The organism is Dactylosporangium sp. NPDC005572 (genome assembly GCF_040605515.1).
Classification (GTDB): Bacteria; Actinomycetota; Actinomycetes; order Mycobacteriales; family Micromonosporaceae; genus Dactylosporangium.
This window is the reverse complement of record NZ_JBEXCY010000131.1, coordinates 1-23885: the sequence shown is the minus strand read 5'-3', so window position 1 is coordinate 23885 and position 23885 is coordinate 1. Positions and strand designations below refer to the sequence as shown.

Genomic DNA, 23885 nt, shown 5'->3' with positions numbered 1-23885 from the left:
GGCGGCCACTCTTGACATACATGTCAACAACTGATTGCGCTGCTGTTTCGGGGGACCGCTGACGTCCCGATCGACGACCTCAGGCGGTTTGTTGGTCTTACCACACCCGCCCTTGCCGGCGGACCGAAGGAGTACAGATGTCGAACCCCAGGCGGATCGCGGCCACCGGCCGCTCCTCCCGCCCCCGATATGGCAAGATCACCGCCGCCGTCAGCGCCCTGGCGTTGAGCCTGGTCGCCGCCTGCAGTGGCCCCGCCGTTCCCAGCGCCGACGGCAGCGCGGAGGTTCCCGCGTCCGCCACCAACCAGACGTTGACCGTCGGCGTCGCCACCCTGCAGCAGCAGTACGCCGACCCGGTGCTGGCCAACGAGGGGGGCAACACCTACCCGATCAAGTGGTCGGTCGGCGAGCCCCTCATCCGCCAGGAGCTCGACATGCGCCAGGTTCCCGCCCTGGCCACCGAGTGGTCGGTCAGCGCGGACGACCTCACCTGGGACGTCAAGCTCCGCCAGGGCGTGAAGATGCACGACGGTTCGACCTTCACGGCCAAGGACGTGCAGACCTCGATCAACCGGGTGAAGGACCCCGCCTTCACGTCGTACGCCGCCTACGTCAAGAAGATCGCGTCGGTCGAGATCGTGAACGACTACGAGATCAAGATCAAGACGACGGTACCGTATGCGAACCTCGTCTTCGACACCCCGGCCCCGGTGGCCACCGACTATTACAACCGGGTCGGCGAGACCGAGTTCCGCAAGAAGCCGGTCGCGGCCGGCCCGTGGAAGTTCGACTCCCAGGCCTTCAACGACTCGATGACCCTGACCCGGTTCGACGACTTCTGGGACAAGGACCGGATCGCGAACTTCTCCAAGCTCGTTCTCAAGATCATTCCGGATGAGAGCAGCCGGCTATCCGGCATCCAGACCGGGCAGCTCGACATCGCGCAGGGCCTCACCCCCAACAGCGCGGCCCAGCTGCAGGGCAGCCCGACGATCAGGCTGGCGACCTCGAAGCAGGCCAGCGTGGCCAACGTGTTCTTCGTCGACAACTGGTTCGACGCCGACTCGAAGCTCAAGGACGTCAACGTCCGCAAGGCGCTCATGCTGGCCATCGACCGCAAGGCGATCGCCGACTCGCTGTATCGCGGCTTCGGCAGCGTGACCGTCAACGCCACGCTGCCGGTGACGCTGGGCAACGACACCTCGCTGCAGGCCTGGCCGTACGACCCGAACCAGGCCAAGCAGCTGCTCGCCGCGGCCGGTGCCGGCAACCTCTCCTTCACGCTGCACCTCTACAACCAGACAACCGCCATCGCCGACGTGCAGAAGTTCGCCGAGGCCGTGATCGGATACTGGAAGGAGGTCGGCGTCAACGTGACCATGGACGCGATGGACCCCGCCACGTATCTCGACAAGGCGGTGAAGCACCAGCTGACCGGCGCCGTCATCCTCGGCACCCCCGGCCTGCTGATCTCCGACCCCGAGAAGCTGTCCATCTTCTACACGTCGACCGGCGGTTACTCGTCCGTGAAGAACGCCGAGCTCGACGGGATGTTCGCCCGGTTGAGCTCGACCGTGAAGCGCGACGACCAGGCCAAGATCGCCGGCGAGATCAGCCGGAAGCTCCACGAGACGCTCTACGGGCTCCCGGTCGTGTCGCTCGACGCCGTCTACGCCATCGGCCCGAAGGTCGCGGCGTGGAAGCTCATGGAAGGCAACCCCTACCCGGGACCGTTCTGGTACCTCGACGCGAAGTAGATCGGGCGAGTGGCCCGGACCCGACCGGCCCGGGCCACCCACCACCGTCGTTCAACCCCTCCCTGGAGAGGCAATGACCAGATACACGCTCAGTCGACTGCTGCAGGGCCTGGTCGCGATGTGGGTCATCGTCACCATCGTGTTCTTCCTGGCGCGGCTCGGCGGTGACGCCGCCGCGCTGCTGGCCCCCGCCGACGCGACCCCGGAGCAGATCGCGGCGATCAGGGTCAGCTACGGCTTCGACCAGCCGCTCTACCTGCAGTACGTCGACTACCTGCGGGGTATCGCCACGCTCGACTTCGGTCAGAGCGTCAGCTATCGCCAGCCGGTGGTCGACCTGGTCATGCCGGCCATGGTGAACACCGCCCGGCTGGCCCTGGCCGCCTTCGCCATCGCGCTGGTGCTGGGGGTCACCTTCGGCGCGATCGCCGGGGTGCGCGCCGGCACCCGCTACGACCAGGCGGTGCGCGGGCTGAGCGTCCTCGGCCAGTCGGTGCCGCCGTTCTGGCTGGGCATGCTGCTGGTGCTGCTGTTCTCCATCAACCTCGGCTGGCTGCCGGCCTTCGGGTCGGAGGGCTTCACCAGCCTGATCCTGCCCGCCTGCGCGCTGGCGGCCTTCCCCCTCGCGTCGATCGCCCGGCTGACCCGGTCGTCGGTGCTGGAGATCGTCGCCCGCGATCAGACGTTGTTCGAGCGCTCCAAGGGCGTCGGACCGGCCACGCTCATGTCGCACATCCTGCGCAACGCCTCGCTGCCGGTGGTGACGCTGGCCGGCATCCAGCTCGGCGCGATGTTCTCCGGCACGATCGTGGTCGAGAACCTCTTCGCCTGGCCCGGCGTCGGGCAGCTGGCCATCCAGGGCATCCAGGCCCGCGACTTCGCGCTGATCCAGGGGATCGTCGTGGTGAACACGTTCGTGTTCGTGGCGCTGCTGTTCGTGGTCGACCTGTCGTACGGCTGGCTCGATCCGCGGGTCCGGGCCATCAAGACGGCGGTCAAGTCGAGAGTCGAAGCAACCGTGGAGGCGGCCGCATGAGCAGCGCCCTGGCATCGACGCCGCGGATCCGGCCCGGCCTGCGGCTGCGCCGCAGGCCGGGTCGCCGGCCGTGGTTCAGCGGTACCGTGATGGCGATCTTCGCCTTCTGCGGTCTCTTCGGCAGCGTCGTCGCGCCGCACGACCCGGACAAGGTGAACCTCAGCCAGTCGCTCAAGCCCCCGGTCTTCGCCGGTGGCACCGCCACCTACCTGCTCGGCACCGACCAGCTCGGGCGCGACGTGCTGAGCCGGCTGCTGACCGGCGCCCAGGTGTCGTTCCTCGTTGCCGCCGGCGCGGTGCTCATCGGCGGCGCGATCGGGATGCTCGTCGCCCTGCTGGCCGGCTACACCGGCGGCCGGCTCGACGCGGTGCTGACCCGCGTCGCCGACGCGTCGATGGCGTTCCCCGTGGTGCTGCTGGCCATCGTCATAGTGGCCATCTACGGCAAGGGTGTCACGGTCGTGATCGCGGTGCTCGTGGTGGCTGCCTGGCCGCAGTACGCGCGGGTGCTGCGCAGCGAGGTGATCCGGATCCGTACCCAGGAGTTCGTCACCATGTCCAGGGTCATGGGCGGCGGCCGGTTCTGGGCGATCACCCGGCACGTCGTGCCCAACACCATCCCGACGCTGCTCGTGCTGGCCACGCTCCAGATCGGGCTGGCCATCATCGCGGAGGGCTCGCTGAGCTTCCTCGGCATCGGCGTCCCGCCACCCGCGGCGTCCTGGGGCAACATGCTCGCCGACGGCCGCAACTTCCTGGCCACGGCGTGGTGGCTCCCGGTCGTCCCCGGCGTGGCACTCAGCCTGACCGTGCTCGCCGCCAACCTGTTCGGCGACTGGCTGCGCCAGGCGCTCGACCCCGCGACGAGGCGATAGGCATGCTCGAGATCTCCAACCTCACGACCCACTACTTCCAGGGCGGCCAGGTCGCCACGGCCGTGCGCGGCGCCTCCCTCACGCTGAAGAAGGGCCTGGCGACGGCCATCGTCGGCGAGTCCGGCAGCGGCAAGAGCACGGTGGCGATGAGCGTGATGCGGATGATCCGCCCGCCGATCGGCGACATCGCGGAGGGCACAATCCGGGTCAACGGCACCGACGTGACCGCGGCGTCGCCCAAGCAGGTGCGCGAGATCCTGCGCACGTCGATCGGTTTCGTGCCGCAGGATCCGACGACGGCACTCGACCCGCTGTACACGATCAGATCGCAGATCGTCGAGGCGATGCCGCACGTCGAGCGGGACAAGCGCACCGAGACCATGGTCGAGCTGCTGACCTCGCTCGGTATCGCGGACGCCCGGGACCGGTTGCGGGAGCATCCGCACCAGTTCTCCGGCGGCATGCGGCAGCGGGTCGCGATCGCCATCGCGCTGGCCAAGGAGCCCGACCTGCTCATCGCCGACGAGCCGACCACCGCGCTGGACGTGACCACGCAGATCGGCATCCTGCGGCTGCTCGACCGGCTGCGGCGCGAGCGCCACCTCACCACGATGTTCATCACCCACGACATCCGGGTCGCCCGCCTGGTGTGCCAGGACCTGGCCGTCATGTACGGCGGGGTGGTGGTCGAGAGCGGCCCGCTGAGCGCGGTCGTCGACGCGCCGTCGCACCCCTACACCCGGGCGCTGCTCGACGCGAGCTCGCTCGACGTCGGGCCGCGCCAGCGGCTCCGGGCCATCTCGGGCAGCCCGCCGACGCTGCTCGCCATGCCGCCCGGCTGCCCGTTCGCGCCGCGGTGCCCGAACGCGACGGACATCTGCCACCGCGAGATGCCGGCCACCACCGCCAAGGCCGACGGCACCTCGTTCGCCTGCTGGAACCCGGTGGCGTCATGAGCGACGAGTACATCCTGGAAGCGGTCAACGTCAGCAAGTCCTTCCACGGCCGCCGCGGCGCGACGACCCAGGCGCTGACCGGCGTGGACTTCGGGGTGGCGGCGGGGGAGATGGTCGGCCTCGTCGGCGAGTCCGGCAGCGGCAAGACCACGCTGACGCGGATCCTGCTCGGCATCGAGCAGCCGACGAGCGGGACGGTCCGGTTCCGCGGCACCCCGCGGGACCGGTTCACCGCCGAGCACCGCCGCGACTACTTCAACTCGGTCTCGGCCGTCTTCCAGAACCCGTACAGCTCCCTGAATCCGCGCCGCCGCCTGTGGGACATCATCACCGAGCGGCGGTCGATCGAGCGGCGTGCCCCGAAGGCCGAGCGCCGGGCCCGGGCGATCGAGCTGCTGGAGCTGGTGTCGCTGCCGGCCGAGTTCGCCGACCGGTTCCCGCATCAGCTCTCCGGCGGCCAGCGCCAGCGCGTCGCCATCGCCCGCGGCCTCTGCGAGGAGCCCGACGTCATCGTGCTCGACGAGCCGATGTCCGCGCTGGACGTCTCGGTCAGCGCCCAGATCGCCAACCTGCTGCTCGATCTGCAGGAGAAGTTCTCCATCGGCTACATCTTCGTGGCCCACGACATGCACATGGTGCGGCACCTGTGCCACCGGGTGGCCGTGCTGCTGAAGGGGCAGATCGTCGAGCAGGGCGCCGTCGCCGACGTGCTCGGCGACCCCCGCCACGAGTACACCCGCAGGCTCGTCGCGGCTTCGGAGCTGCGTTCGCTGGAACCGGAAGAAGAGAGGGTCCGTCCGTGAAGATCACCGAGGTCAGTGCCCAGGTTCTCAAGCCCACCGAGTTCGAGTTCCAGTGGAAGGATCAGCTGCCGCCCCGGCGGGTCGGCATGATCCTGCTCCGCATCCGCGACGACGAGGGCCACGAGGGGCAGTGCATCACGTGGCTCGCCGGCCCCGGCCAGTTCGAGGACGCGCTGCCGCGGGTCCGTGACACGCTGGTCGGCCGCGATCCGCACGACATCGAGAAGTTCTCGTACGAGCTCACCGACAACCTCACGGCGCCCAACGCGGTCTCGTCCGGCGTGGACATCGCCCTGTGGGACCTGGTCGGAAAGATCCACGAGCAGCCGGTCTACAAGCTGCTGGGCGCGGCCCGCGACCGGGTGCGCGCCTACGCCAGCACCGTGCGCTACGACACCGTGCAGGAGTACGTCGACCTGGCGCTGCAGTGCCGCGACGAGGGCTTCACCGCCTACAAGCTGCACGCGTTCGGCGTGCCGGACAAGGACATCGAGGTGTGCCGCGCGGTGCGCGCGGGCGTCGGCGACACCATGGACCTGATGCTCGACCCCGTCAACGCCTACGACCGCCAGGGCGCCTTCAAGGTCGGCAAGGTGCTCGAGGAGCTCGACTTCTACTGGTACGAGGCGCCGATCGAGGACGCCGACATCCAGGGTCTGACCGACCTCACCCGGCACTTCTCGATCCCGATCACCGCGGTCGAGAGCATCGGCGGCGGCCTGAAGTTCGTTCCGCCGTACCTCGTCAACCACGCGGTCGACTCGGTGCGGTCGGTCGGCGACTGGACCGGCGGCATCACGGCGATGAAGAAGACGGCCGCGCTGTGCGAGGCGTTCGGCGTCAAGTTCGAGCCGCACAGCTACGGCTCGACCCTGATCCAGGCGGCCCACTTCCACGTGATGCTGGCGATCCACAACTGCGACCTGGTGGAGCTCCCGGTGCCGACGGGCGTGCTGGACCAGGGGATGAAGGACACGCTGCGGGTCAACGCCGACGGCTACGTCGACGCGCCGACCAAGCCGGGCCTGGGCTACGAGATCGACGAGGACGAGATCGACAACCTGACCGTCCGGCACCTGACGATCGGCGACGCCTCCTCGGTCATCGGTCACTGAGATCTCGTCGGCATGACATTGGATTCCGGCCGGCTCGCGGTCGACGAGGTCGACGGAGTGCTCGTGCTGCGGCTCGACCGCCCGGCCCGGCGCAACGCGATGGACCAGGCGCTGGCCGACAGCCTGAGCACCGCGATCGACCGGCTGGAGTCCGTGCCCGGGCTGCGCGCCGGCGTGCTCACCGGCTCGGACACCGTCTTCTCGGCGGGCACCGACCTGAGCCTGCCGAGCGGCCCGCGGACGGCCGCGGGCGGGGAGTACGGCTTCGTGCGGAGGGTCCGCTCGAAGCCGCTCATCGCGGCGGTCGAGGGCCCCGCGGTGGGTGGCGGGTTCGAGATGGTGCTGGCGTGCGACCTGGTCGTCGCGTCGAGCACCGCCTCGTTCGCCCTGCCGGAGGTTCGGCGCGGCGTCGTCGCGAACTGCGGCGCGCTGTTCCGGGCACCGGAGCGCCTGCCGGCCGCGCTCGCCATGGAACTGCTGCTGACCGGCGATCCGATGACGGCCGAGCGGGCCCACCAGGCCGGTCTGATCAACGTGCTGTGCGAGCCCGGGGGTGCGGTCGCCGGGGCGCTGGCCCTGGCCCGGCGGATCGCGGTCAACAGCCCGGCCGCGGTCGCCGCGACCCTGTCGGCGGTGTCGAAGGCCAGGGCCGAGGTCGAGGAGCGCGCGTGGATGCTCACCGCGGCGGCCGACCGGGAGGCCCGCCGGTCCGCCGACCGGGCCGAGGGGATCGCCGCCTTCTTCGAGCGGCGCGCGCCGCGGTGGGCCGCCGGTCCGGCCGGCGATAGGACTTGATGTGTACGTCAACCACCAGTGGGGATGCCCATGACCATCACGAACGAGCGCGGATCGGAATTCTCGCTGCAGGACCGGTTCGAGCAGCGCTCCGGTGCGGTGTACCTGACCGCGATCCAGGCGCTGGTCCGCGTCCTGGTCGACCAGCGGCGGCGGGACGAGGCCGCCGGCCTCGACACCGCCGGGCTGGTCTCGGGCTACCCCGGCTCGCCGCTGGGCGGCGTCGACATCGAGATGGAGCGGCAGCGCAAGCTCCTGACCGCGCACCACATCCGCCACCAGCCGGGCCTCAACGAGGACCTCGCCGCGACCGCGCTGTGGGGCAGCCAGACGGTCAACGAGCTGCCCGGCGCGACCGTCGATGGCGTGTTCGGCCTGTGGTTCGGCAAGGCTCCGGGCGTGGACCGGGCCGGCGACGCGCTGCGCACGGCCAACATCCGGGGCGTCGCGCGCCACGGCGGCGTGCTCGTGGTGGCCGGCGACGACCCGGACGCGGCGTCGACCAACTTCCCGACCGACAGCAACGGCGCGTTCATCGACTGGGGAATGCCGCTGCTGTTCCCCGGCAGCGTGCAGGACATCCTGGACCTCGGCGCGCACGGCTTCGCGCTGTCGCGGGCCAGCGGCCTGTGGGTGGGCTTCAAGATGGTCACCGAGCTGGCCGACGCGTCCGGCTCCGCCGACGTCTCGCCCGAGCGGCTGACGGTCGTGCCGCCGCCGCCGACGTCGTTCACGCCGGTACTGCGGGTGAACACACCCGGGCCGCCGATGCGCGAGGCCGAGCGGGACCTGGTGACCGCGCGGCGGCGGATCGCCGAGGCCTACATCGAGGCGAACCGGCTCAACCCGCTCGTCGTCGCGCCGCAGGACGCGACGGTCGGCATCGTCGCGCCCGGCACGACCTACTACGACGTGCGGCGCGCCCTGGACCGGCTCGGCCTGGACGAGGCCGCCCTGCTGCGGGCCGGCGTCCGGGTCAAGAAGGTGACGGCGCTGTGGCCGGTGTCCACGGCGGAGTGGCGGGCCTTCGCCGACGGGCTGGAACAGATCTTCGTGGTCGAGGAGAAACGGCCGCTGATCGAGCGGATGCTCAAGGAGGCGCTGTACGGGCAGCCGGGCGCGCCGGCGATCTTCGGCAAGACCGACCCCGACGGCCGGGAGCTGCTGCCCGAGTACGGCGTGTTCGGCGCCGACCAGCTCGCCGCCGCGCTCGGTCCGCCGCTGGCCGCCCGGTTGGGCGCCGTGGTCAGGCTGCCGGAGCAGCGCCGGACGCGGCCGCTGCTGCCGCTGGTCACCTCGCGCAAGCCGTTCTTCTGCTCCGGCTGCCCGCACAACAGCTCGCTCGTCGCCCCGGACGGCGCGGTCGTCGCGGCCGGCATCGGCTGCCACATCCTCGAGCTGGTCGTGCCGCGCGAGGAGTACGGCACCATGGCCGGCTACACCCAGATGGGCGGCGAAGGCGCGCAATGGGTCGGCATGGCCCCGTTCACCTCGACCCGGCACATCTTCCAGAACGTCGGCGACGGGACCTTCCACCACTCCGGCAGCCTCGCGCTGCGCCAGGCGGTCGCGGCCGGCGTGAACATCACCTACAAGCTGCTCTACAACAGCGCGGTCGGTATGACCGGCGGGCAGCACGTGGAGGGCGTGCTGGACGTGCCGCGGCTGGTGACGATGCTGCGCGCCGAGGGCGTCGCGCGGGTCCTCATCACGACCGACGACACCCGCAAGTACCGCCGGATCCGGCTGCCCCGCGGCGTACAGGTCTGGAAGCGCGACCGGCTCATCGAGGCCCAGGAGACGCTGGCCGCGACGCCGGGCGTCACCGTGCTGCTGCACGACCAGCACTGTGCGGCCGAGAAGCGCCGGCTGCGCAAGCGCCGGCAGATGGTCCAGCCGACCCAGCGGGTGCTCATCAACGACCGGGTCTGCGAGGGCTGCGGTGACTGCAGTGCCAAGTCGCAGTGCCTGAGCGTGCAGCCGGTCGAGACCGAGTTCGGCCGCAAGACGGCGATCCACCAGTCGTCGTGCAACTTCGACTACTCCTGCGTCAACGGCGACTGCCCGTCGTTCATGCGGGTGGAGACCCGCAAGGCCCGGCAGCCGCGGACGAAGGCGAAGCCGGCGCCGTCCGTTCCGGCCCCGGTGGCCAAGGTGCCCACCGGCGCGTTCAACGTGCACATGACCGGTATCGGCGGCACCGGCGTGGTCACCGTGAGCCAGGTGCTGGCGACCGCGGCCGTCCTCGACGGCAAGCTCGTGCGCAACCTCGACCTCACCGGCTCCAGCCAGAAGGCCGGTCCGGTGGTGTCCCAGCTGCAGGTCTACACCGATCCCGGGGCCGAACCCGCCGCCCAGATCGCGGACGGCGGGGCCGACCTGCTGCTGGTCTTCGACCTGCTGGCCGCCATGAACCCCCGGGTCCTCGCCAAGGCGTCGCCGGGGCGGACCGTCGCCGTCGGCTCGCTCAGCCCGACCCCGACCGCGGACATGGCGGTCGACCCGAGCGTCGCCTACCCGTCGCTCGACGCTCAGGTCGGCGAGCTCGGCGCGGTGACCCGGGCCGCGGAGAACGTCTTCCTCAACCCGGAGGCGGTCGCCGACGCGGTGTTCGGCAACCATCTGATGACCAACAGCGTGCTCGTCGGCGCCGCGGTGCAGAGCGGTGCGCTGCCGCTGTCGGCGGCCTCCGTCGAGGAGGCGTTCCGGCTCAACGGCACGGCGATCGAGGCGAACGTGGAGGCGTTCCGTTGGGGCCGGGTCGCCGTGGCCGATCCGGCGGCGGTGGCAGCGCTGGTCGAGGCCCGGCAGCGGCGCCTCGGCCGGCTGCCGATGCCGGCGGCGGTGGCCGAGCGCGTGACCGGGTTGGTCCGCGACGCGCCCGCCCTGCGCCAGCTGCTCGAGACCCGCGCCGGTGACCTCGTGTCGTACCAGGACGCCGCCTACGCCCACGCCTACCTGGACGTCGTCGAGCGGGTGGCCACGGCCGAGGCGTCGGCGACCGGCGCGGCCGGTCCGCTCACGACCGCAGCCGCCACCCAGCTGCACCGGCTGATGGCGTACAAGGACGAGTACGAGGTGGCCCGGCTGCATCTGCTCGACGCCAGCCGCGAGCAGGTGGAGCGCGAGTTCGGCACGGGTGCGAAGGTGTTCTGGTACCTGCATCCGCCCATGCTGCGGGCGATGGGCATGCGGTCGAAGATCCGCCTCGGTCCGTGGTTCCGCCCGGCGTTCTCCGCCCTGGCCGTGCTGAAGCGGGTCCGCCACACCAGGCTCGACGTCTTCGGCTACGCACACGTCCGCCGGGTCGAGCGCGACCTCGTGACCCACTATCGGGCACTGGCCGAGGCGGCGGCCGGCGCGGTCAGCCCCGGCACCGTGGACGGTCTGGTCCGCCTGCTCGGCGCCGCCGACACCGTCCGTGGCTACGAGCACGTCAAGCTGCGCAACGTCGCGCGCTACGTGGAGGCGGTCGACTCCCAGGCCCGCGCGCTCGGCATCAGCGCCGGCTTCCCGCCGTCGCTGACCGACCTCCCACCGGACGCGTAGCCCGCCCGCTGCCCGGGTTCGGCGGATGACCCTTGTGGTCAACGTCGAACCCGGGCCGCTTGGCGTGCCGAGGCCGCGAGACGATGCGCGTGTGAAGAGGTGACCGGCGAGGGTTGCCGTGCAGGTGCGGACGTGACCGCGCCTGCCGCACCGCCGCCGGGCGGTGCCGGGCGGTTCCGGGCAGTTCCGGACGGTGGCGGGCGGTTCCGCGCAGTGGCGGTGCCGGCCCGGCGGTCGTCAGGAGGCCGGCGTGGCGGCGGTGACGGCGCGGTTGAAGGCGGATGAGCCGGACATCGCCATGCCACCGTCCACGACGACCTGGGCGCCGTTGACGTAGGCGGCGAGCGGCGAGATGAGCACGGCGGCCATGGTCCCGATCTCCTCGGCCTCGGCGAGCCGGCCGAGCGGCACCATCTCCGCCCAGACCTCCTCGGTCGCGCTCTCGGCCAGCCGGCGCATGCCCTCGGTGCCGTTCACCGGACCCGGCACGATCGAGTTGGACCGGATGCCGTACGGGCCCCACTCCAGCGCCAGCGACCGCATCAGCTGGTCGACGCCGGCCTTCGCGGCCGCCACGTGGACCTGGTGCAGGAACGGCATCTGCGACTGGCCGCCGGACACGAACAGGATGGTGCCGCGGGTCTGGCGCAGTTGCTCGAACGCGGCGTGCGCGCAGTGGAAGCTGCCGAGCAGGTCGATGTCCATGACCGCGCGGAACCCGTTGGAGCTGATCCGCTCGGCCGGGGCGAGGAAGTTGCCCGCGGCGCCGCAGACCAGCGCGTCGATCGGGCCGAAACGGTCGGCGGCCACGGCGAGGGCGGCGGCCACGGCGCCGGCGTCGCGCACGTCGGCGACGGCATAGGCGGCCCGTGCCCCGCAGCCCTCGAGCTCCTCGGTGGCCGCCTTCAGCTTCTCCTCGGTGCGGCCGCAGATGACCAGATTGGCCCCGACCGACGCGCACGCCTTGGCGATGGCCAGGTTGACGCCGCTGCCGCCGCCACTCACGAAGACGGTCCGGTCGCGGAGCAGATCCCTGGATACCAGACCGAGCATGCGTCAGCCCCCAACCGAAGACAGAGGTTCGCCGTCAGGTGTCGGCGGTGAACCGAGTGTTCCAGTTACTTGACACAAGTGTCAAGTAAACGGACCGGGTCACCGGCGGGCGGCGCCACGGACCCGGCGGAGCACTTCAGGCGTCGCGCCTACGGTGTGCGCGGCGATGTCCAGGTAGCGCAGCGCGACGCTGTGGGCGGACAGCCGCCCACCGGGCTGGAACCACGTCGCCACCGCCTGGATCATGCCCAGCAGGGCGCGTGCGGTGTCGGCGGGCGCGGCGACGTCGAAGCACCCGGCGTCGACGCCGTCCTGGATCGTGCCCAGCAGCAGCCGCTCCACGTCGCGCCGCTTGTCGCTGTACGACTTGCGGTGCTCGGGACTGAGCACGCGGAACTCGTGGTCGAGGTAGGCGATCTTCGTGCTGTTCGCCATGTAGAGCACGAGGCACTCGACGAGGTTGAGGAAGCGGGCCGCCGGGTCGTCGCCGGCGTCGCGCAGGGCCTCCTCGCAGAGCTGCCGGACCCGGGTGATCGACACGTCGAGCAGCGCGACGAAGATGGCTTCCTTGTTCTGATGGTGGTAGTACAGCGCGGGCACGGTCATGCCGACCCTGCGCGCAATGTCCCGCACCGTCGTGCCGTGGTAGCCCGTCTCGCAGAACGCGTCCAGGGCGTGCGACAGGATCGGTGTCAATCCCAGATCCGGTGGCTGTCGCCACGTCTGGACGCCGGCTGTCTCCGTGCCAACGGCGGAGCGACGGGGCATGCGGTCTCCTCGGCTCGGTACTCAATGGTTGCACGACGATCGGGCGGCTCGTGCCTTGACCGGCTCGCGCCCGACGACCTAGATTTTAGCGAGCGATAAGTAAGTCGGCGGGGCCCAGGTGCGGACCGCACACCGGTCAGGTTCCCGTGCGGCCGGCCGCGATCGGCCCGGAGCGCCGACGCGGGCCGCCGTTCGTCGCACAGTGGCCGGCGACGGCGTCGCTACCACTGCCACCCGGCTGCCGCCCGTCACCGGGCGGGGCACGGACGAAAGGTACGACATGGAAATCGGCTCCGTAACAGCCCTCATCACCGGGGGCGCGTCCGGTCTCGGACTGGCCACGGCCGAGCGACTCATCGCCGCCGATGCGGCGGTCGTCATCCTGGACCTGCCGCAGTCGGACGGCAAGGGCGCGGTGGACCGCCTCGGCCCCCGGGCCGCGTTCGCCGCCGGTGACGTGACCGACCCCGAAGCCGTCGGAAACGCCGTCGCGACCGCCGCCGAGCACGGTGCCTCGATCGGCAAGCCGCTGCGCGTCGTGGTGAACTGCGCGGGCATCGGCCCGCCGGCCAAGGTGGTCGGCCGCGACGGGCCGTTCCCCATCGACCTGTTCCGGCGGACCGTCGAGGTGAACCTGGTCGGCACGTTCAACGTCATCCGGCTGGCGGCCCAGCACCTGCTCGGGCTGGAGTTCGACGGCGAGGAGCGCGGCGTCATCGTCAACACCGCGTCGGTCGCCGCGTACGACGGCCAGATCGGCCAGGCGGCCTATGCCGCCTCGAAGGCGGGGATCGTGGGTATGACCCTCCCCATCGCGCGGGAGCTCGCCCGGAGCCAGATCCGAGTGAACACGATCGCACCGGGACTGTTCGCCACGCCGCTGCTGGAAAGCCTGCCCGAGGCCGCGCAGGCCTCGCTCGCCCAGCAGGTGCCTCATCCGAGCCGGCTCGGCCGTCCGTCCGAGTACGCGGCGCTGGTCGAGCACATCATCGTCAACCCGATGATCAACGCGGAGACGATCCGGCTCGACGGCGGGATCCGGATGGCCGCCCGTTGACCCGCCCGTTGACCGGCCGGGTCGCCGGCGTCGCGGCGCGGCCCGGAGGCGGCGACCCGGCCCCCCGGCGCGCCGAACGGGCGCCCGACGGTGCCGGCGACGTCTACGCCGAGGCCGTCGCGGCCTTCGAGGAGGTCGCACTGCTGGCCGCGAACGAGCGGGTGCCGCTCGACGACGTGCTGCGCCGGGCCGGGCAGCGCCTGTGCGAGCTGCTCGGTGTGCGCCGGTGCTCGGTGTACCTGCGCCGCACCGACGGCCGGTTCCAGGGGCGGGTCGGTTACAGCGCCGCGCGGCACAACATCGACGCCGGTGTGCGCCGGCTCGTCTCGGGCGGGGAGCACGACCTGTTCACGGCCGAGATCGTCGGCTCCGCGTCCCCGGTGGTCGTGCAGGGGGCGATGACCGACCCGCGCACCGTCCGCCGGACGATGCGCCGCTGGGGCGTCCGCGACATGCTCGGCGTGCCGCTGGTCGTCGACGGCGAGGTCATCGGCATCATCTACCTGGACAACCAGGCACAGGGACACCTCTACACGACCCGTGACATCTCGCTCGCCCAGGCGTTCGCCGGTCTCGTCGCCATCGCGGTCCGTCAGGCCTGGCTGTACCAGCAGCTCGCCCGCCGCGCCCGGACCATCGAACACGACCGGACGATCCTGGGTGCCGCGCAGGCGCTGTACAGCCGGCTCACCCACGCGGTCCTCGACGGCGCCGAGATCGGCGAGATGCTGGGCCTGACCGCGGAGCTGCTCGGCAAGCCGGTCGTCCTGTACGACCCGGAGCTGGCCGTCGTCGCCTGGGCCGCCCCGCCGTCGCTCGCCCTGCCCGGCGGCCCCGGCCTGACCGCGTCGCAGCGCTGCCTGCCCCAGGTCAGCCGCGTCCTTGCCGAGCTCGACCACGGCAGCCCGAGCAGTCTGCTGCGGGCCGGCCCGGAACTGGGCTGCCGGCGCCTGTTCGTCAGGCTGGTCGTCGACGGCGCGTGCGCCGGGTACCTCGAGCTGTGCGAGCTCGGCGGCGGGCTGCGCCCGGCCGACGCGACGGCGCTCGAACAGGCGGCGACCGCGGTCGCGCTCAAGCTGCTGACAGCATCCCGCCCGCAGTACGAGCGGGCGGACTACCTGGCCGACCTGCTCCACGGCCGCCGTGACGCGGCCCGGCTCGCCGGCACAGCGGCCGCGCTCGGTGTCGACGTCCAGCAGCGCCACCTCGTCCTGCTGTTGCGGTACGCCGTCGACGGGACCGGCGGTGCCGCCGCGGCCGAAGTCGTGGGCCGCCACCTCGCCGCCGGCACCCGCTGCGTCGCGCACACCGGCACGGCCGGCGACGACCTGCTGCTCATCGAGGTCCCGGCCGCCGGCGACGCGTGGGAGGCGGGCTTCCGGGCGCGGCTCGCCACGGCGTTCGGCGAGCTCGTGCGGGTGCACGGGGTCGTCCACGCGGTCGCCTCCGAACCGTGCCGGGCGCTGGCCGACCTGCCGGCGCGGGCGGAGCGGGCGCGCGAGGTCGCCGGCCTGCTCGGGCACGCCGACGCCGGCCGCCGGCTGGCCTTCGCCCGCGACTTCGAGCTCGTCCGGCTGGTCAACCAGCGCGACGGCCTGGCCGGGGCACACCGGCACGCCGAAGACCTGCTGGCCCCGCTCGTGGCGCACGACGCGGCGACGGGTGGCAGCCTCGTCGGGACGATCGCGGCGTACATCGACTGCCAGGCCCGCATCCGCTCCACCGCCGCGGCGCTCGACGTCCACGAGAACACGGTCCGGTACCGGCTCAACCGCATCCGCGAGCTGTCCGCGATCGATCCGGAGCGTGTCGACTCGTTGTTCGGCGCCTGCCTGGCGATCCAGGTGCTGCGCCTGTACGGCGGACCCGCCGGGTTGTCGAGATCCACAGTCGCCGGCACCGACCAGCCCGAGACGAAGGAGCACGAGCCGATGTTCGACGAGCCCGTACCGCATCCGGGGAGCGCCGCATGACAACCGCCGTACTCACCGAGATCCGCGGCCGGATCCTGTTCATCACGCTCAACCGGCCCGACGCCATGAACGCCATCGACAGCGCGCTCGGCGAAGGGCTGCTCGCCGCCGGACGGCTGCTGGACTCCCGCGACGACCTGACCGTCGGCGTGGTGAGCGGGGCCGGTCGCGGTTTCTGCGCGGGCATGGACCTCAAGGCGTTCACCCGTGAAGGCGACCCGCGCGGCATCGAGGAGTTCTTCCAGCTGGGCACGCAGAAGCCGCTGATCGCCGCCATCGAGGGATTCGCGGTGGCCGGCGGCCTGGAGATCGCCCTCACCTGCGACCTGCTGGTCGCCGCGCGCGGCGCGAAGCTTGGCATCCCCGAGGTGAAGGTCGGGCTGTTCGCCGGCGGCGGCGGGCTGCTGCGGCTGCCCCGCCGGCTGCCGTACGCGATGGCGATGGAGATGGCGCTTACCGGCGACCTGATTCCGGCCGAGCGCTTCTGGGAGCACGGCCTCCTGGCGCGGCTGGCGGAGCCGGGCGGCGCGCTGGCCGAGGCGACCACGCTGGCCGAGCGGATCGCGGCGAACGCACCGCTGGGCGTGCGCTGCTCCAAGCACCTGATCCGCCAGATGCAGGGCCGCACCGAGCAGGAGTTCTTCGAGCACCAGACGCCGCTGCTGCGGGCGGTGCTGGACTCCGCCGACGGCCGGGAGGGCGCGCTGGCGTTCGCCGAGAAGCGGGCTCCACAGTGGACGGGACGGTAGCGTTCAGGACTGCAGGCTGCCGCCGTCGACGTTGATCGCCTGGCCGGTGATCGACGCCGCCGGGTCGCCGCACAGGAAGGTGACCAGTGCGGCGACCTCCGCCGGCGTCACCATCCTGCCCAGCGGCTGCCCGCGCAGGAAGCGCCGCAGCGCCTCGTCCTCGCCGTAGCCGTTGGCTGTGGCCACGCTGCGGGCCTCGGCGCGGACCATCTCCGTGTCGGTCCAGCCGGGCACGACCACGTTGGCGGTGACGCCCTTGGTGGCCAGTTCCAGGGCGAGCACCCGGGTCAGGCCGAGCAGCGCGTGCTTGCTGGCGGCGTAGGCGCCGGCGAAGCGGCCGCCCATCCGGGAGTACAGCGACCCGATCGTGACGACGCGCCCCCACCCGGCGCCGACCATGGCGGGCACGCAGCCCTGCGCGAGCTGCAGCGCCGAGGTCACGTTCACCCGCATCACCGTGTCCCAGTCGTCGAGCGCGATGTCGGTCACCCGCGCCGGACGCGTGATCCCCGCGCAGTGCACGAGGATCTCCACCGGCCCGCCCAGGGCCTCGGCCGCCCGCGCGGGCAGCGCCGCGACCGCGGACAGGTCGTCCATGTCGCACGGGACGCCGATCACGCCGTCCGCAGCGGTCGCCGGGACCGTGCGGGCGGAGCCGGCGACGGTGTGACCCGCCGCGGCGAGGGCCACCGCGACGGCCTGGCCGATGCCGCGGCTGGCGCCCGTGACGAGGGCCCGGCGGCCCGGTCCGGCGCTCATCGGCCGGCGAACTTCGGTGAGCGTTTCGCGGCGAAGGCGGCGGTACCTTCGAGGAAGTCGGCGCTGCGCACCAGGCCGCCCTGCAGCCTCGCCTCCGTCTCCAGTGCATCGGCGAGACCGCCCAGCGTGCTGCGGTTGATCGCTTCCTTGGTCGCCGCGAACGCGCTTGTCGGACCGGTGGCCAGCCGCAGCGCCAGTGCCTCCGCGGTGGCGCGCAGGTCGGCGTCCGGGAGCACCCGGTCGGCCAGCCCCCAGCCGAGTGCCTCGCGCGCGGGCAGGCGCTCGGCCAGCAGCGCGAGGACGAAGGCCCGGCCGAGGCCGACCCGGGCCGGCACGAGGAGGCTCGCGCCGCCGTCGGGCGTCAGCCCGATGTTGGCGAAGGCCAGCAGGAAGTGCGCGGACTCGGCGGCCAGCACGAGATCGCAGGCCAGCGCCAGTGAGCAGCCGAGCCCGGCGGCCGGCCCGTTGACCGCGGCGATCACCGGCTTGGCCATCCGGCGCAGCGCCAGGATCGTCGGCGTGGTGATCTCCCGCAGCTCCGTCTCGACGACGTCGCGGGCCGCCTCGTCGCCGAACTGCGTCTTGACGTCGGCGCCGGCACTGAACGCCCGGCCGGCACCGGTGATCAGCACGCTGCGCACCGCGGCGTCGTCGCCGAGCCGCTGCAGCAGGTCCCGGAAGGCCTTCGCGGTCGGCGTGTCGAACGCGTTGAGCGAGCCGGGCCGGCGCAGCTCGATCCGTACGGCGCCACCGGCCCGCGCTACTCCGAGGGAGGGCACGTAGTCCTCGTCGATCCAGACCGTCATGTCCGCACCTTAGGCGCGTGCGGCGCCGGTGCGGGTGCGGTCGGGCGGCGGGCCTGGAGAAACCTCCAAACCATGATCACCGCGATCATGGCCGCCGGCGGCGATGGCTGCTCTACTCGTCGGTGACGCCCTGGGCGACCCGGCATCGAGGATGGAGCCGATGGAGTTCGACACGAGCGCGACGGCCGGCCTGGCCGCGTGGTGCGCCGGCACCGGCATCGCACTGGACGGCCCGCCACGGCTGACGCTCATCGCCGGCGGCCGGTCCAACCTCACGTACCGCGTCGCGGACGGCACCGGCGACCGTTACGTACTGCGCCGCCCGCCGACCGGCGGTGTGCTGCAGAGCGCCCACGACGTCGGCCGGGAGTACCGCATCATCACCGGCCTCGCGACGACGGACGTCCCGGTGCCCGTCGCGCACGGCCTGTGCACCGACGAGACCGTGCTGGGCGCGCCGTTCTACGTGATGAGCCTGGTGCCGGGCACGGTCCTCGCCGGCGACGAGGACGGCGCCGGCTATCCGGTGCCCGCGCGCCGCGGAGCCTCGACCGACCTGGTGCGTGTGCTGACCGCCGTCCAACGCGTCGACGTCGACGCCGTGGGCCTGGGCGACCTCGGCCGGCGCGACGACTACGGCGCGCGCCAGCTGCGCCGCTGGCTGCGGCAGTTCCGCCTGACGACCCGCCGCGGGCTCCCGCTCGTCGAGGAGCTGCACGACCAGCTTGCGCGGACCATCCCTCCGCAGCGGTTCACGGGCCTGGTCCACGGCGACTTCCGCCCCGGCAACGTGCTGCTCAGCCCGGAAGGCCGGATCAACGCGGTCCTCGACTGGGAGCTGGCCACCCTCGGCGACACCCTGGCCGACCTCGGCTGGCTGGTCGCCACCTGGCGGCAGCCGGGCGAGGCGGAGTTGCTGGAGTCGCCGACGGCGCATCCGGGATTCGCGTCGCGCGAGGAGCTGGTGGCGGCATATCAGGCCGGCACCGGCCGGGACGTCTCCGACCTGCCGTGGTACCAGGCGTTCGCGCTGTGGCGGCTCGCCTGCATCTTCGAGGGCATCTTCGTGCGCTACAGCGCGGGCGTCATGGGCGACGACGGCGTCGACCCCGCGGCCGAGGGTGAGCGCGTGGTGCGCTTCGCGGAGGCGGCGCGCGACGCATTCGCCCGACTGGGCTGAACCCGCGGCCTGGGCCCGCGGGTGCGCCTCAGCGGCGGTGGTACGTCGGGGCGCGCTTCTCCAGGAAGGCCCGCGCGGCTTCCGCCTGATCCTCGGTCATCGCGGCGACCATCTGTTGCCGGTTCTCGAACTCGACCGCGGCGCGGAAGCCGGGCGTCTCCATCGCGATCCACATGCCGACCTTGGTCAGCTCGACCGAGGCCGGTGGGTTGCGCACGATCTCCGACGCGGTCTGCCGGGCCGCCTCGAGCAGCCGCTGCGGGGCGACGACCCGGGCCAGCAGCCCGCCCGACAGGGCCTCGGCCGCGTCGAACCGGCGGCCGGTGAGCATGAGCTCGTGTGCGCGGCCGGCCCCCATCAACCGGGGCAGCAGCCAGGAGACGCCGATGTCGCAGGCCGAGTAGCCGGCGCGGATGAACGACACCGCGAACACCGCCCCGTCCGCGGCGATCCGCACGTCGCTGGCGCAGACCAGGGCGAGGCCGCCGCCGGCCGCCGCGCCGTTGACCGCGGCGATCACCGGCTGCGGCAGCTCGTGCAGCCGGTGGGCGAGCTCGGCGATCTCCCGCTGGCGCTCGAACACCCGCAGCATCTGCCCGTCGATGTCCGCGCCGTAGCCGTTGAGGTCGAGCCCCGCGCAGAAGGCCCGGCCGCTGCCGGTCAGGATGACGACCCGGCAGCGCCGGTCGCGGCGGATGTCTTCGAGCGCCGCGGTGAGCCCGGCGACGAGCGGCTCGTTCAGAGCGTTCAGCGACTGCGGGCGGTTGAGGGTGACCGTCGTGATGCCGTCATCACCGGCGTCGACCAGGACCTCAGGCTGCACCGGCGTTCCCCTTCCGTACTTAGCGAGCGATAACTAATGTAGCAGTCGTGACCAACGGAGCGCTGGCCGGACTGCGTGTGCTGGAGCTGGCGGGGATCGGTCCGGCCCCGCACGCGGCGATGCTGCTCGGCGACATGGGCGCGTCGGTGCTGCGGGTCGAGCGGCCCGGCGCGCCGGCCGAGCAGCTCCCGAGCCACGTCCTGCGGAACCGGACCATCGTCGAGGCCGACCTCAAGCGCGATCTCGACCGCGTGCTCGACCTCGCGGCCTGTGCCGACGTGCTGATCGAGGGCTTTCGTCCCGGCGTGGCCGAGCGGCTCGGGATCGGGCCGGAGGAGTGCCTGCGCCGCAATGCCCGTCTGGTGTACGGGCGGATGACCGGATGGGGACAAGAAGGCCCACGCGCCGGCACCGCGGGCCACGATCTGAACTACATCTCGGTCACCGGCGTGCTCGACGCGATCGGCCCGCCCGACGCGCCGGTGCCGCCGCTGAACCTCGTGGGTGACTTCGGCGGTGGCTCGCTCTTCCTCGTGGCGGGGGTCCTCGCGGCGCTCGTCGAGCGCGGTCGCTCGGGTCTGGGTCAGGTCGTCGACGCCGCCATGGTGGACGGCGCGAGCGTGCTCGCCCAGCACATCCTCGAGATGCGGGCGCAGGGCGTGTGGTTCCCGGGCCGTGCCGCCAACCTGCTCGACGGCGGCGCGCCGTTCTACCGGACCTATGCGTGCGCCGACGGCCGATGCGTGGCCGTCGGCGCGCTGGAGCCGAAGTTCTACGCGCTGCTGCTGCACGGGCTGGGGCTTGCCGGGTCGGCGCTGCCGGAGCAGTACGACCGGGCCGGGTGGCCCGTCCTGGCCGAACGGTTCGCGAGCGTCTTCCGCACGCGCACCCGCGACGAGTGGGCCGGGGTCTTCGCGGGCACCGATGCGTGCGTGACGCCGGTGCTGACGTTCGACGAGGCCGTGCACGATCCGCACGTGGCCGCGCGCGGTGCGTTGCGGCTCGCGCAGGGCCACGTTGTCGCCGGACACGCGCCGCGCTTCGGGCGATCGGTTGCCGGCGGCGCGTCCGCCGGCGCGGTCCACACCGATCTGGACACCGCGCTGGCGGCCTGGCAGGCCGTGCCGTGACGAGACGCGATACTTGGACATCCTAGTATTCCGTCGTAAAGTACATGGACGTCCAAGTACCCGGCCTGCGTCGACGGCCGTCCGAGGCAGAGGAATCAGGAGTGGGCATGGCTCCCAGCACACCCTCCGAGTTGCACGTCCCCGCCCACCCGGTCCGGTTCGTGACCGCGGCGAGCCTGTTCGACGGGCACGACGCGGCAATCAATGTGATGCGGCGGCTGCTGCAGGCGCAGGGTGCGGAGGTGATCCACCTCGGGCACGACCGCAGTGTGGACACCGTGGTGCGGGCCGCGCTGGAGGAGGACGCGCAAGGAGTGGCGATCTCCTCCTACCAGGGCGGGCACGTGGAGTACTTCAGCTATCTGGTGGAGCGGCTGGCCGAGTCCGGCGCCGGCCATGTGCGGGTCTTCGGCGGCGGGGGCGGCGTGATCGTGCCGGAGGAGATCGCGTTGCTGCGCGAGCGCGGCGTCACGATCTTCTCCCCGGAGGACGGGCAGCGGCTGGGCCTGCCCGGCATGATCAACCAGCTGATCCGGGCCTGCGACGTCGACCTCACCGGCACGGGTCCGGACGTCAAGGCGCTGCTGGCCGGCGATCCGGCCGCGCTGGCCCGGGCGATCACGGTGCTCGAGACGGGGCGGTCGCCGGAGCTGTCCGCAGCGTTGCGGGCTGCGGCGGCCGGGCGCACCGTGCCGGTCCTGGGCATCACCGGCACGGGCGGATCGGGCAAGTCGTCGCTGACCGACGAGCTGCTGCGCCGGCTGCGGCTGGACCAGGAGGACAAGCTGCGGGTCGCCGTCCTGGCGATCGACCCGACCCGGCGGCGCGGCGGCGGTGCGCTGCTCGGCGACCGGATCCGGATGAACGCGCTGGAGACCGGACAGGGCAGCCGCACGTTCTTCCGGTCGCTGGCCACCCGCACCGCCGGCGCGCAGGTGCCCGGGCGCCTCGACGACATCCTGGTCGCGGTCAAGGCGGCCGGGTTCGACCTGGTGATCGTGGAGACGCCGGGCATCGGCCAGGGCGACGCGGGGATCGTGCCGTTCTCCGATGTGACGCTGTACGTGATGACGCCGGAGTTCGGTGCCGCGTCGCAGTTGGAGAAGATCGACATGCTCGACTTCGCCGACGTCGTGGCGATCAACAAGTACGAGCGGCGCGGGGCGGAGGACGCCCGCCGCGACGTGGCGAGACAGTTGGTGCGCAACCGGCAGGCGTTCGGCGTCGCCTGGCAGCAGATGCCGGTGTTCGGCACCAGTGCCGCCCGGTTCAACGACGACGGCGTCACCGCGCTGTTCCAGCACCTGCGGGACCTGCTGGTGGCCAAGGGGCTGCCGGCCGGGACCGGGACGCTGCCGGCCGTCGACGTCCGCGCCTCCTCCGGGCTGACCAGCGTCGTTCCGGCCGCGCGCTCCCGCTACCTGGCTGAGATCGCCGACGCGGTCCGCGGATATCACGGGACGACCGACACGCAGGCCGAGGTGGCGCGCCGGCGGCAGTCGCTGCGCGTGACGGTCGAGCTGCTCGGCGACGACCCGGCCGCGGGACCGGTGCGCGAGCTGGCGGCCGTCACCGACCGCGAGCTGCTGCCGGAGGTGCGTGAGCTGCTGGCGACGTGGCCGGCGCGGGTCGCGGAGTACTCCGGCGACGAGTACGTCTACCGGGTTCGGGACCGGGAGATCCGCACGCCACTGACCCGGGAGACCCTGTCCGGCTCGCGGGTCCGCCGGGTGGCGCTGCCGCGCACCCGCGACGAGGCGGAGCTGCTCATGTTCCTGCGCCGGGAGAACCTGCCCGGGTTCTTCCCGTTCACCGCCGGGGTGTTCCCGTTCAAGCGGGAGGGTGAGGCCCCGGCGCGGATGTTCGCGGGTGAGGGCGACGCCTTCCGGACCAACCGCCGATTCAAGCTGGTGAGCCGGGGCGGCGAGGCCACCCGGCTGTCGACGGCGTTCGACTCGGTCACCCTCTACGGGCGCGATCCGGACCCGCGCCCGGACATCTACGGCAAGGTCGGCACCTCAGGTGTCTCGATCGCCACGCTCGACGACATGAAGGTGCTCTACTCCGGGTTCGATCTGTGCGCCCCGACCACCTCGGTGTCGATGACGATCAACGGCCCGGCGCCGGCGATCCTGGCCATGTTCCTCAACACCGCCATCGACCAGCGGATCGACGCCTTCCGTGCGGAGCACGGCCGCGAACCGGACGCGGCGCAGGCCGAGGAGATCCGCGCCTGGGTGCTGGCCAGCGTCCGCGGCACGGTGCAGGCCGACATCCTCAAGGAGGACCAGGGCCAGAACACCTGCATCTTCTCCACCGAGTTCGCGCTGCGCTGCATGGGCGACATCCAGCAGTGGTTCATCGACCACCGGGTGCGCAACTTCTACTCGGTGTCGATCTCCGGCTACCACATCGCCGAGGCCGGGGCGAACCCGATCAGCCAGCTGGCGTTCACGCTGGCCAACGGGTTCACCTACGTCGAGTCCTACCTGGCCCGCGGGATGGCGATCGACGACTTCGCGCCGAACCTGTCCTTCTTCTTCTCCAACGGCATGGACGCCGAGTACTCAGTGATCGGGCGGGTCGCCCGGCGGATCTGGGCCGTCGCGATGCGGGAGAAGTACGGCGCGGGGGAGCGGTCGCAGAAGCTGAAGTACCACGTGCAGACCTCCGGCCGGTCGCTGCACGCGCAGGAGATGGA

General features: G+C 72.1%; 19 protein-coding genes. 14 read left to right on the top strand and 5 right to left on the bottom strand.

Translation table 11 applies throughout. The features are described from left to right. The first annotated feature begins 137 nt into the window (after positions 1 to 137). From ABZS66_RS41260 to ABZS66_RS41225, 8 genes are all read left to right on the top strand, one after another. Entirely contained in the window at positions 138 to 1757 is a 1620-nt protein-coding gene (locus ABZS66_RS41260) for an ABC transporter substrate-binding protein (protein ID WP_354767650.1), read from the top strand. Positions 1758 to 1830: 73 nt separating this feature from the next. Continuing rightward, positions 1831 to 2793: an ABC transporter permease gene (locus ABZS66_RS41255; protein ID WP_354767648.1), complete on the top strand. Its 963-nt coding sequence runs from the start codon at positions 1831 to 1833 to the stop codon at positions 2791 to 2793. After that, positions 2790 to 3668 carry an ABC transporter permease gene (locus ABZS66_RS41250; RefSeq protein WP_354767646.1) on the top strand — a complete coding sequence of 293 codons (879 nt, stop codon included), beginning with the start codon at positions 2790 to 2792 and terminating at the stop codon, positions 3666 to 3668. The genes ABZS66_RS41255 and ABZS66_RS41250 overlap by 4 nt, the downstream gene beginning before the upstream one ends. Before the next feature lie 2 nt (positions 3669 to 3670). After that, on the top strand, positions 3671 to 4624 hold the full coding sequence (locus ABZS66_RS41245) for an ABC transporter ATP-binding protein (RefSeq protein ID WP_354767644.1): 954 nt from the start codon (positions 3671 to 3673) through the stop codon (positions 4622 to 4624). Continuing rightward, positions 4621 to 5427: a dipeptide/oligopeptide/nickel ABC transporter ATP-binding protein gene (locus ABZS66_RS41240; protein WP_354767642.1), complete on the top strand. Its 807-nt coding sequence runs from the start codon at positions 4621 to 4623 to the stop codon at positions 5425 to 5427. The genes ABZS66_RS41245 and ABZS66_RS41240 overlap by 4 nt, the downstream gene beginning before the upstream one ends. Next, positions 5424 to 6542: a mandelate racemase/muconate lactonizing enzyme family protein gene (locus ABZS66_RS41235; protein WP_354767640.1), complete on the top strand. Its 1119-nt coding sequence runs from the start codon at positions 5424 to 5426 to the stop codon at positions 6540 to 6542. Before ABZS66_RS41240 ends, ABZS66_RS41235 begins: the two co-directional genes overlap by 4 nt. A gap of 12 nt (positions 6543 to 6554) precedes the next feature. After that, complete coding sequence (locus tag ABZS66_RS41230) at positions 6555 to 7337, top strand: enoyl-CoA hydratase-related protein (RefSeq protein WP_354767639.1); 783 nt, start codon at positions 6555 to 6557, stop codon at positions 7335 to 7337. 30 nt (positions 7338 to 7367) lie between these two features. Then, entirely contained in the window at positions 7368 to 10886 is a 3519-nt protein-coding gene (locus ABZS66_RS41225; protein WP_354767637.1) for an indolepyruvate ferredoxin oxidoreductase family protein, read from the top strand. Positions 10887 to 11123: 237 nt separating this feature from the next. On the opposite strand, the gene ABZS66_RS41220 is transcribed toward ABZS66_RS41225, so the two are convergent. Both ABZS66_RS41220 and ABZS66_RS41215 read right to left on the bottom strand, forming a co-directional pair. Continuing rightward, entirely contained in the window at positions 11124 to 11939 is an 816-nt protein-coding gene (locus ABZS66_RS41220) for an SDR family oxidoreductase (RefSeq protein ID WP_354767635.1), read from the bottom strand. Between the two features lie 99 nt (positions 11940 to 12038). Beyond that, entirely contained in the window at positions 12039 to 12635 is a 597-nt protein-coding gene (locus ABZS66_RS41215; RefSeq protein ID WP_354767633.1) for a TetR/AcrR family transcriptional regulator, read from the bottom strand. A gap of 352 nt (positions 12636 to 12987) precedes the next feature. Here ABZS66_RS41215 and ABZS66_RS41210 point away from each other — a divergent pair, with 352 nt between their 5' ends. The 3 genes from ABZS66_RS41210 to ABZS66_RS41200 are packed head-to-tail and all read left to right on the top strand — an operon-like array spanning position 12988 to position 16486. After that, a complete protein-coding gene (locus tag ABZS66_RS41210) occupies positions 12988 to 13764 on the top strand; it encodes an SDR family NAD(P)-dependent oxidoreductase (protein WP_354767631.1) in 777 nt (258 codons plus the stop codon). Further along, positions 13761 to 15737: a GAF domain-containing protein gene (locus ABZS66_RS41205; RefSeq protein ID WP_354767629.1), complete on the top strand. Its 1977-nt coding sequence runs from the start codon at positions 13761 to 13763 to the stop codon at positions 15735 to 15737. Before ABZS66_RS41210 ends, ABZS66_RS41205 begins: the two co-directional genes overlap by 4 nt. Further along, a complete protein-coding gene (locus tag ABZS66_RS41200; protein ID WP_354767627.1) occupies positions 15734 to 16486 on the top strand; it encodes a crotonase/enoyl-CoA hydratase family protein in 753 nt (250 codons plus the stop codon). Before ABZS66_RS41205 ends, ABZS66_RS41200 begins: the two co-directional genes overlap by 4 nt. A gap of 3 nt (positions 16487 to 16489) precedes the next feature. On the opposite strand, the gene ABZS66_RS41195 is transcribed toward ABZS66_RS41200, so the two are convergent. Together ABZS66_RS41195 and ABZS66_RS41190 are read right to left on the bottom strand one after the other, a co-directional pair. Further along, a complete protein-coding gene (locus ABZS66_RS41195; RefSeq protein WP_354767625.1) occupies positions 16490 to 17245 on the bottom strand; it encodes an SDR family NAD(P)-dependent oxidoreductase in 756 nt (251 codons plus the stop codon). Continuing rightward, a complete protein-coding gene (locus ABZS66_RS41190; protein ID WP_354767623.1) occupies positions 17242 to 18051 on the bottom strand; it encodes an enoyl-CoA hydratase-related protein in 810 nt (269 codons plus the stop codon). Before ABZS66_RS41190 ends, ABZS66_RS41195 begins: the two co-directional genes overlap by 4 nt. A gap of 160 nt (positions 18052 to 18211) precedes the next feature. Between ABZS66_RS41190 and ABZS66_RS41185 the strand changes: the two genes are divergently transcribed. After that, positions 18212 to 19231, top strand: a complete 1020-nt coding sequence (locus ABZS66_RS41185; RefSeq protein WP_354767621.1) for a phosphotransferase family protein — start codon at positions 18212 to 18214, stop codon at positions 19229 to 19231. Between the two features lie 28 nt (positions 19232 to 19259). Here ABZS66_RS41185 and ABZS66_RS41180 read toward each other — a convergent pair whose 3' ends face one another. Further along, a complete protein-coding gene (locus ABZS66_RS41180) occupies positions 19260 to 20054 on the bottom strand; it encodes an enoyl-CoA hydratase-related protein (RefSeq protein ID WP_354767619.1) in 795 nt (264 codons plus the stop codon). Between the two features lie 47 nt (positions 20055 to 20101). Between ABZS66_RS41180 and ABZS66_RS41175 the strand changes: the two genes are divergently transcribed. Next, entirely contained in the window at positions 20102 to 21184 is a 1083-nt protein-coding gene (locus ABZS66_RS41175) for a CaiB/BaiF CoA-transferase family protein (protein ID WP_354767617.1), read from the top strand. A 107-nt stretch (positions 21185 to 21291) separates the two neighbouring features. Next, the coding region (locus ABZS66_RS41170) for a methylmalonyl-CoA mutase family protein (protein WP_354767615.1) at positions 21292 to 23885 on the top strand (2594 nt) is incomplete at its 3' end.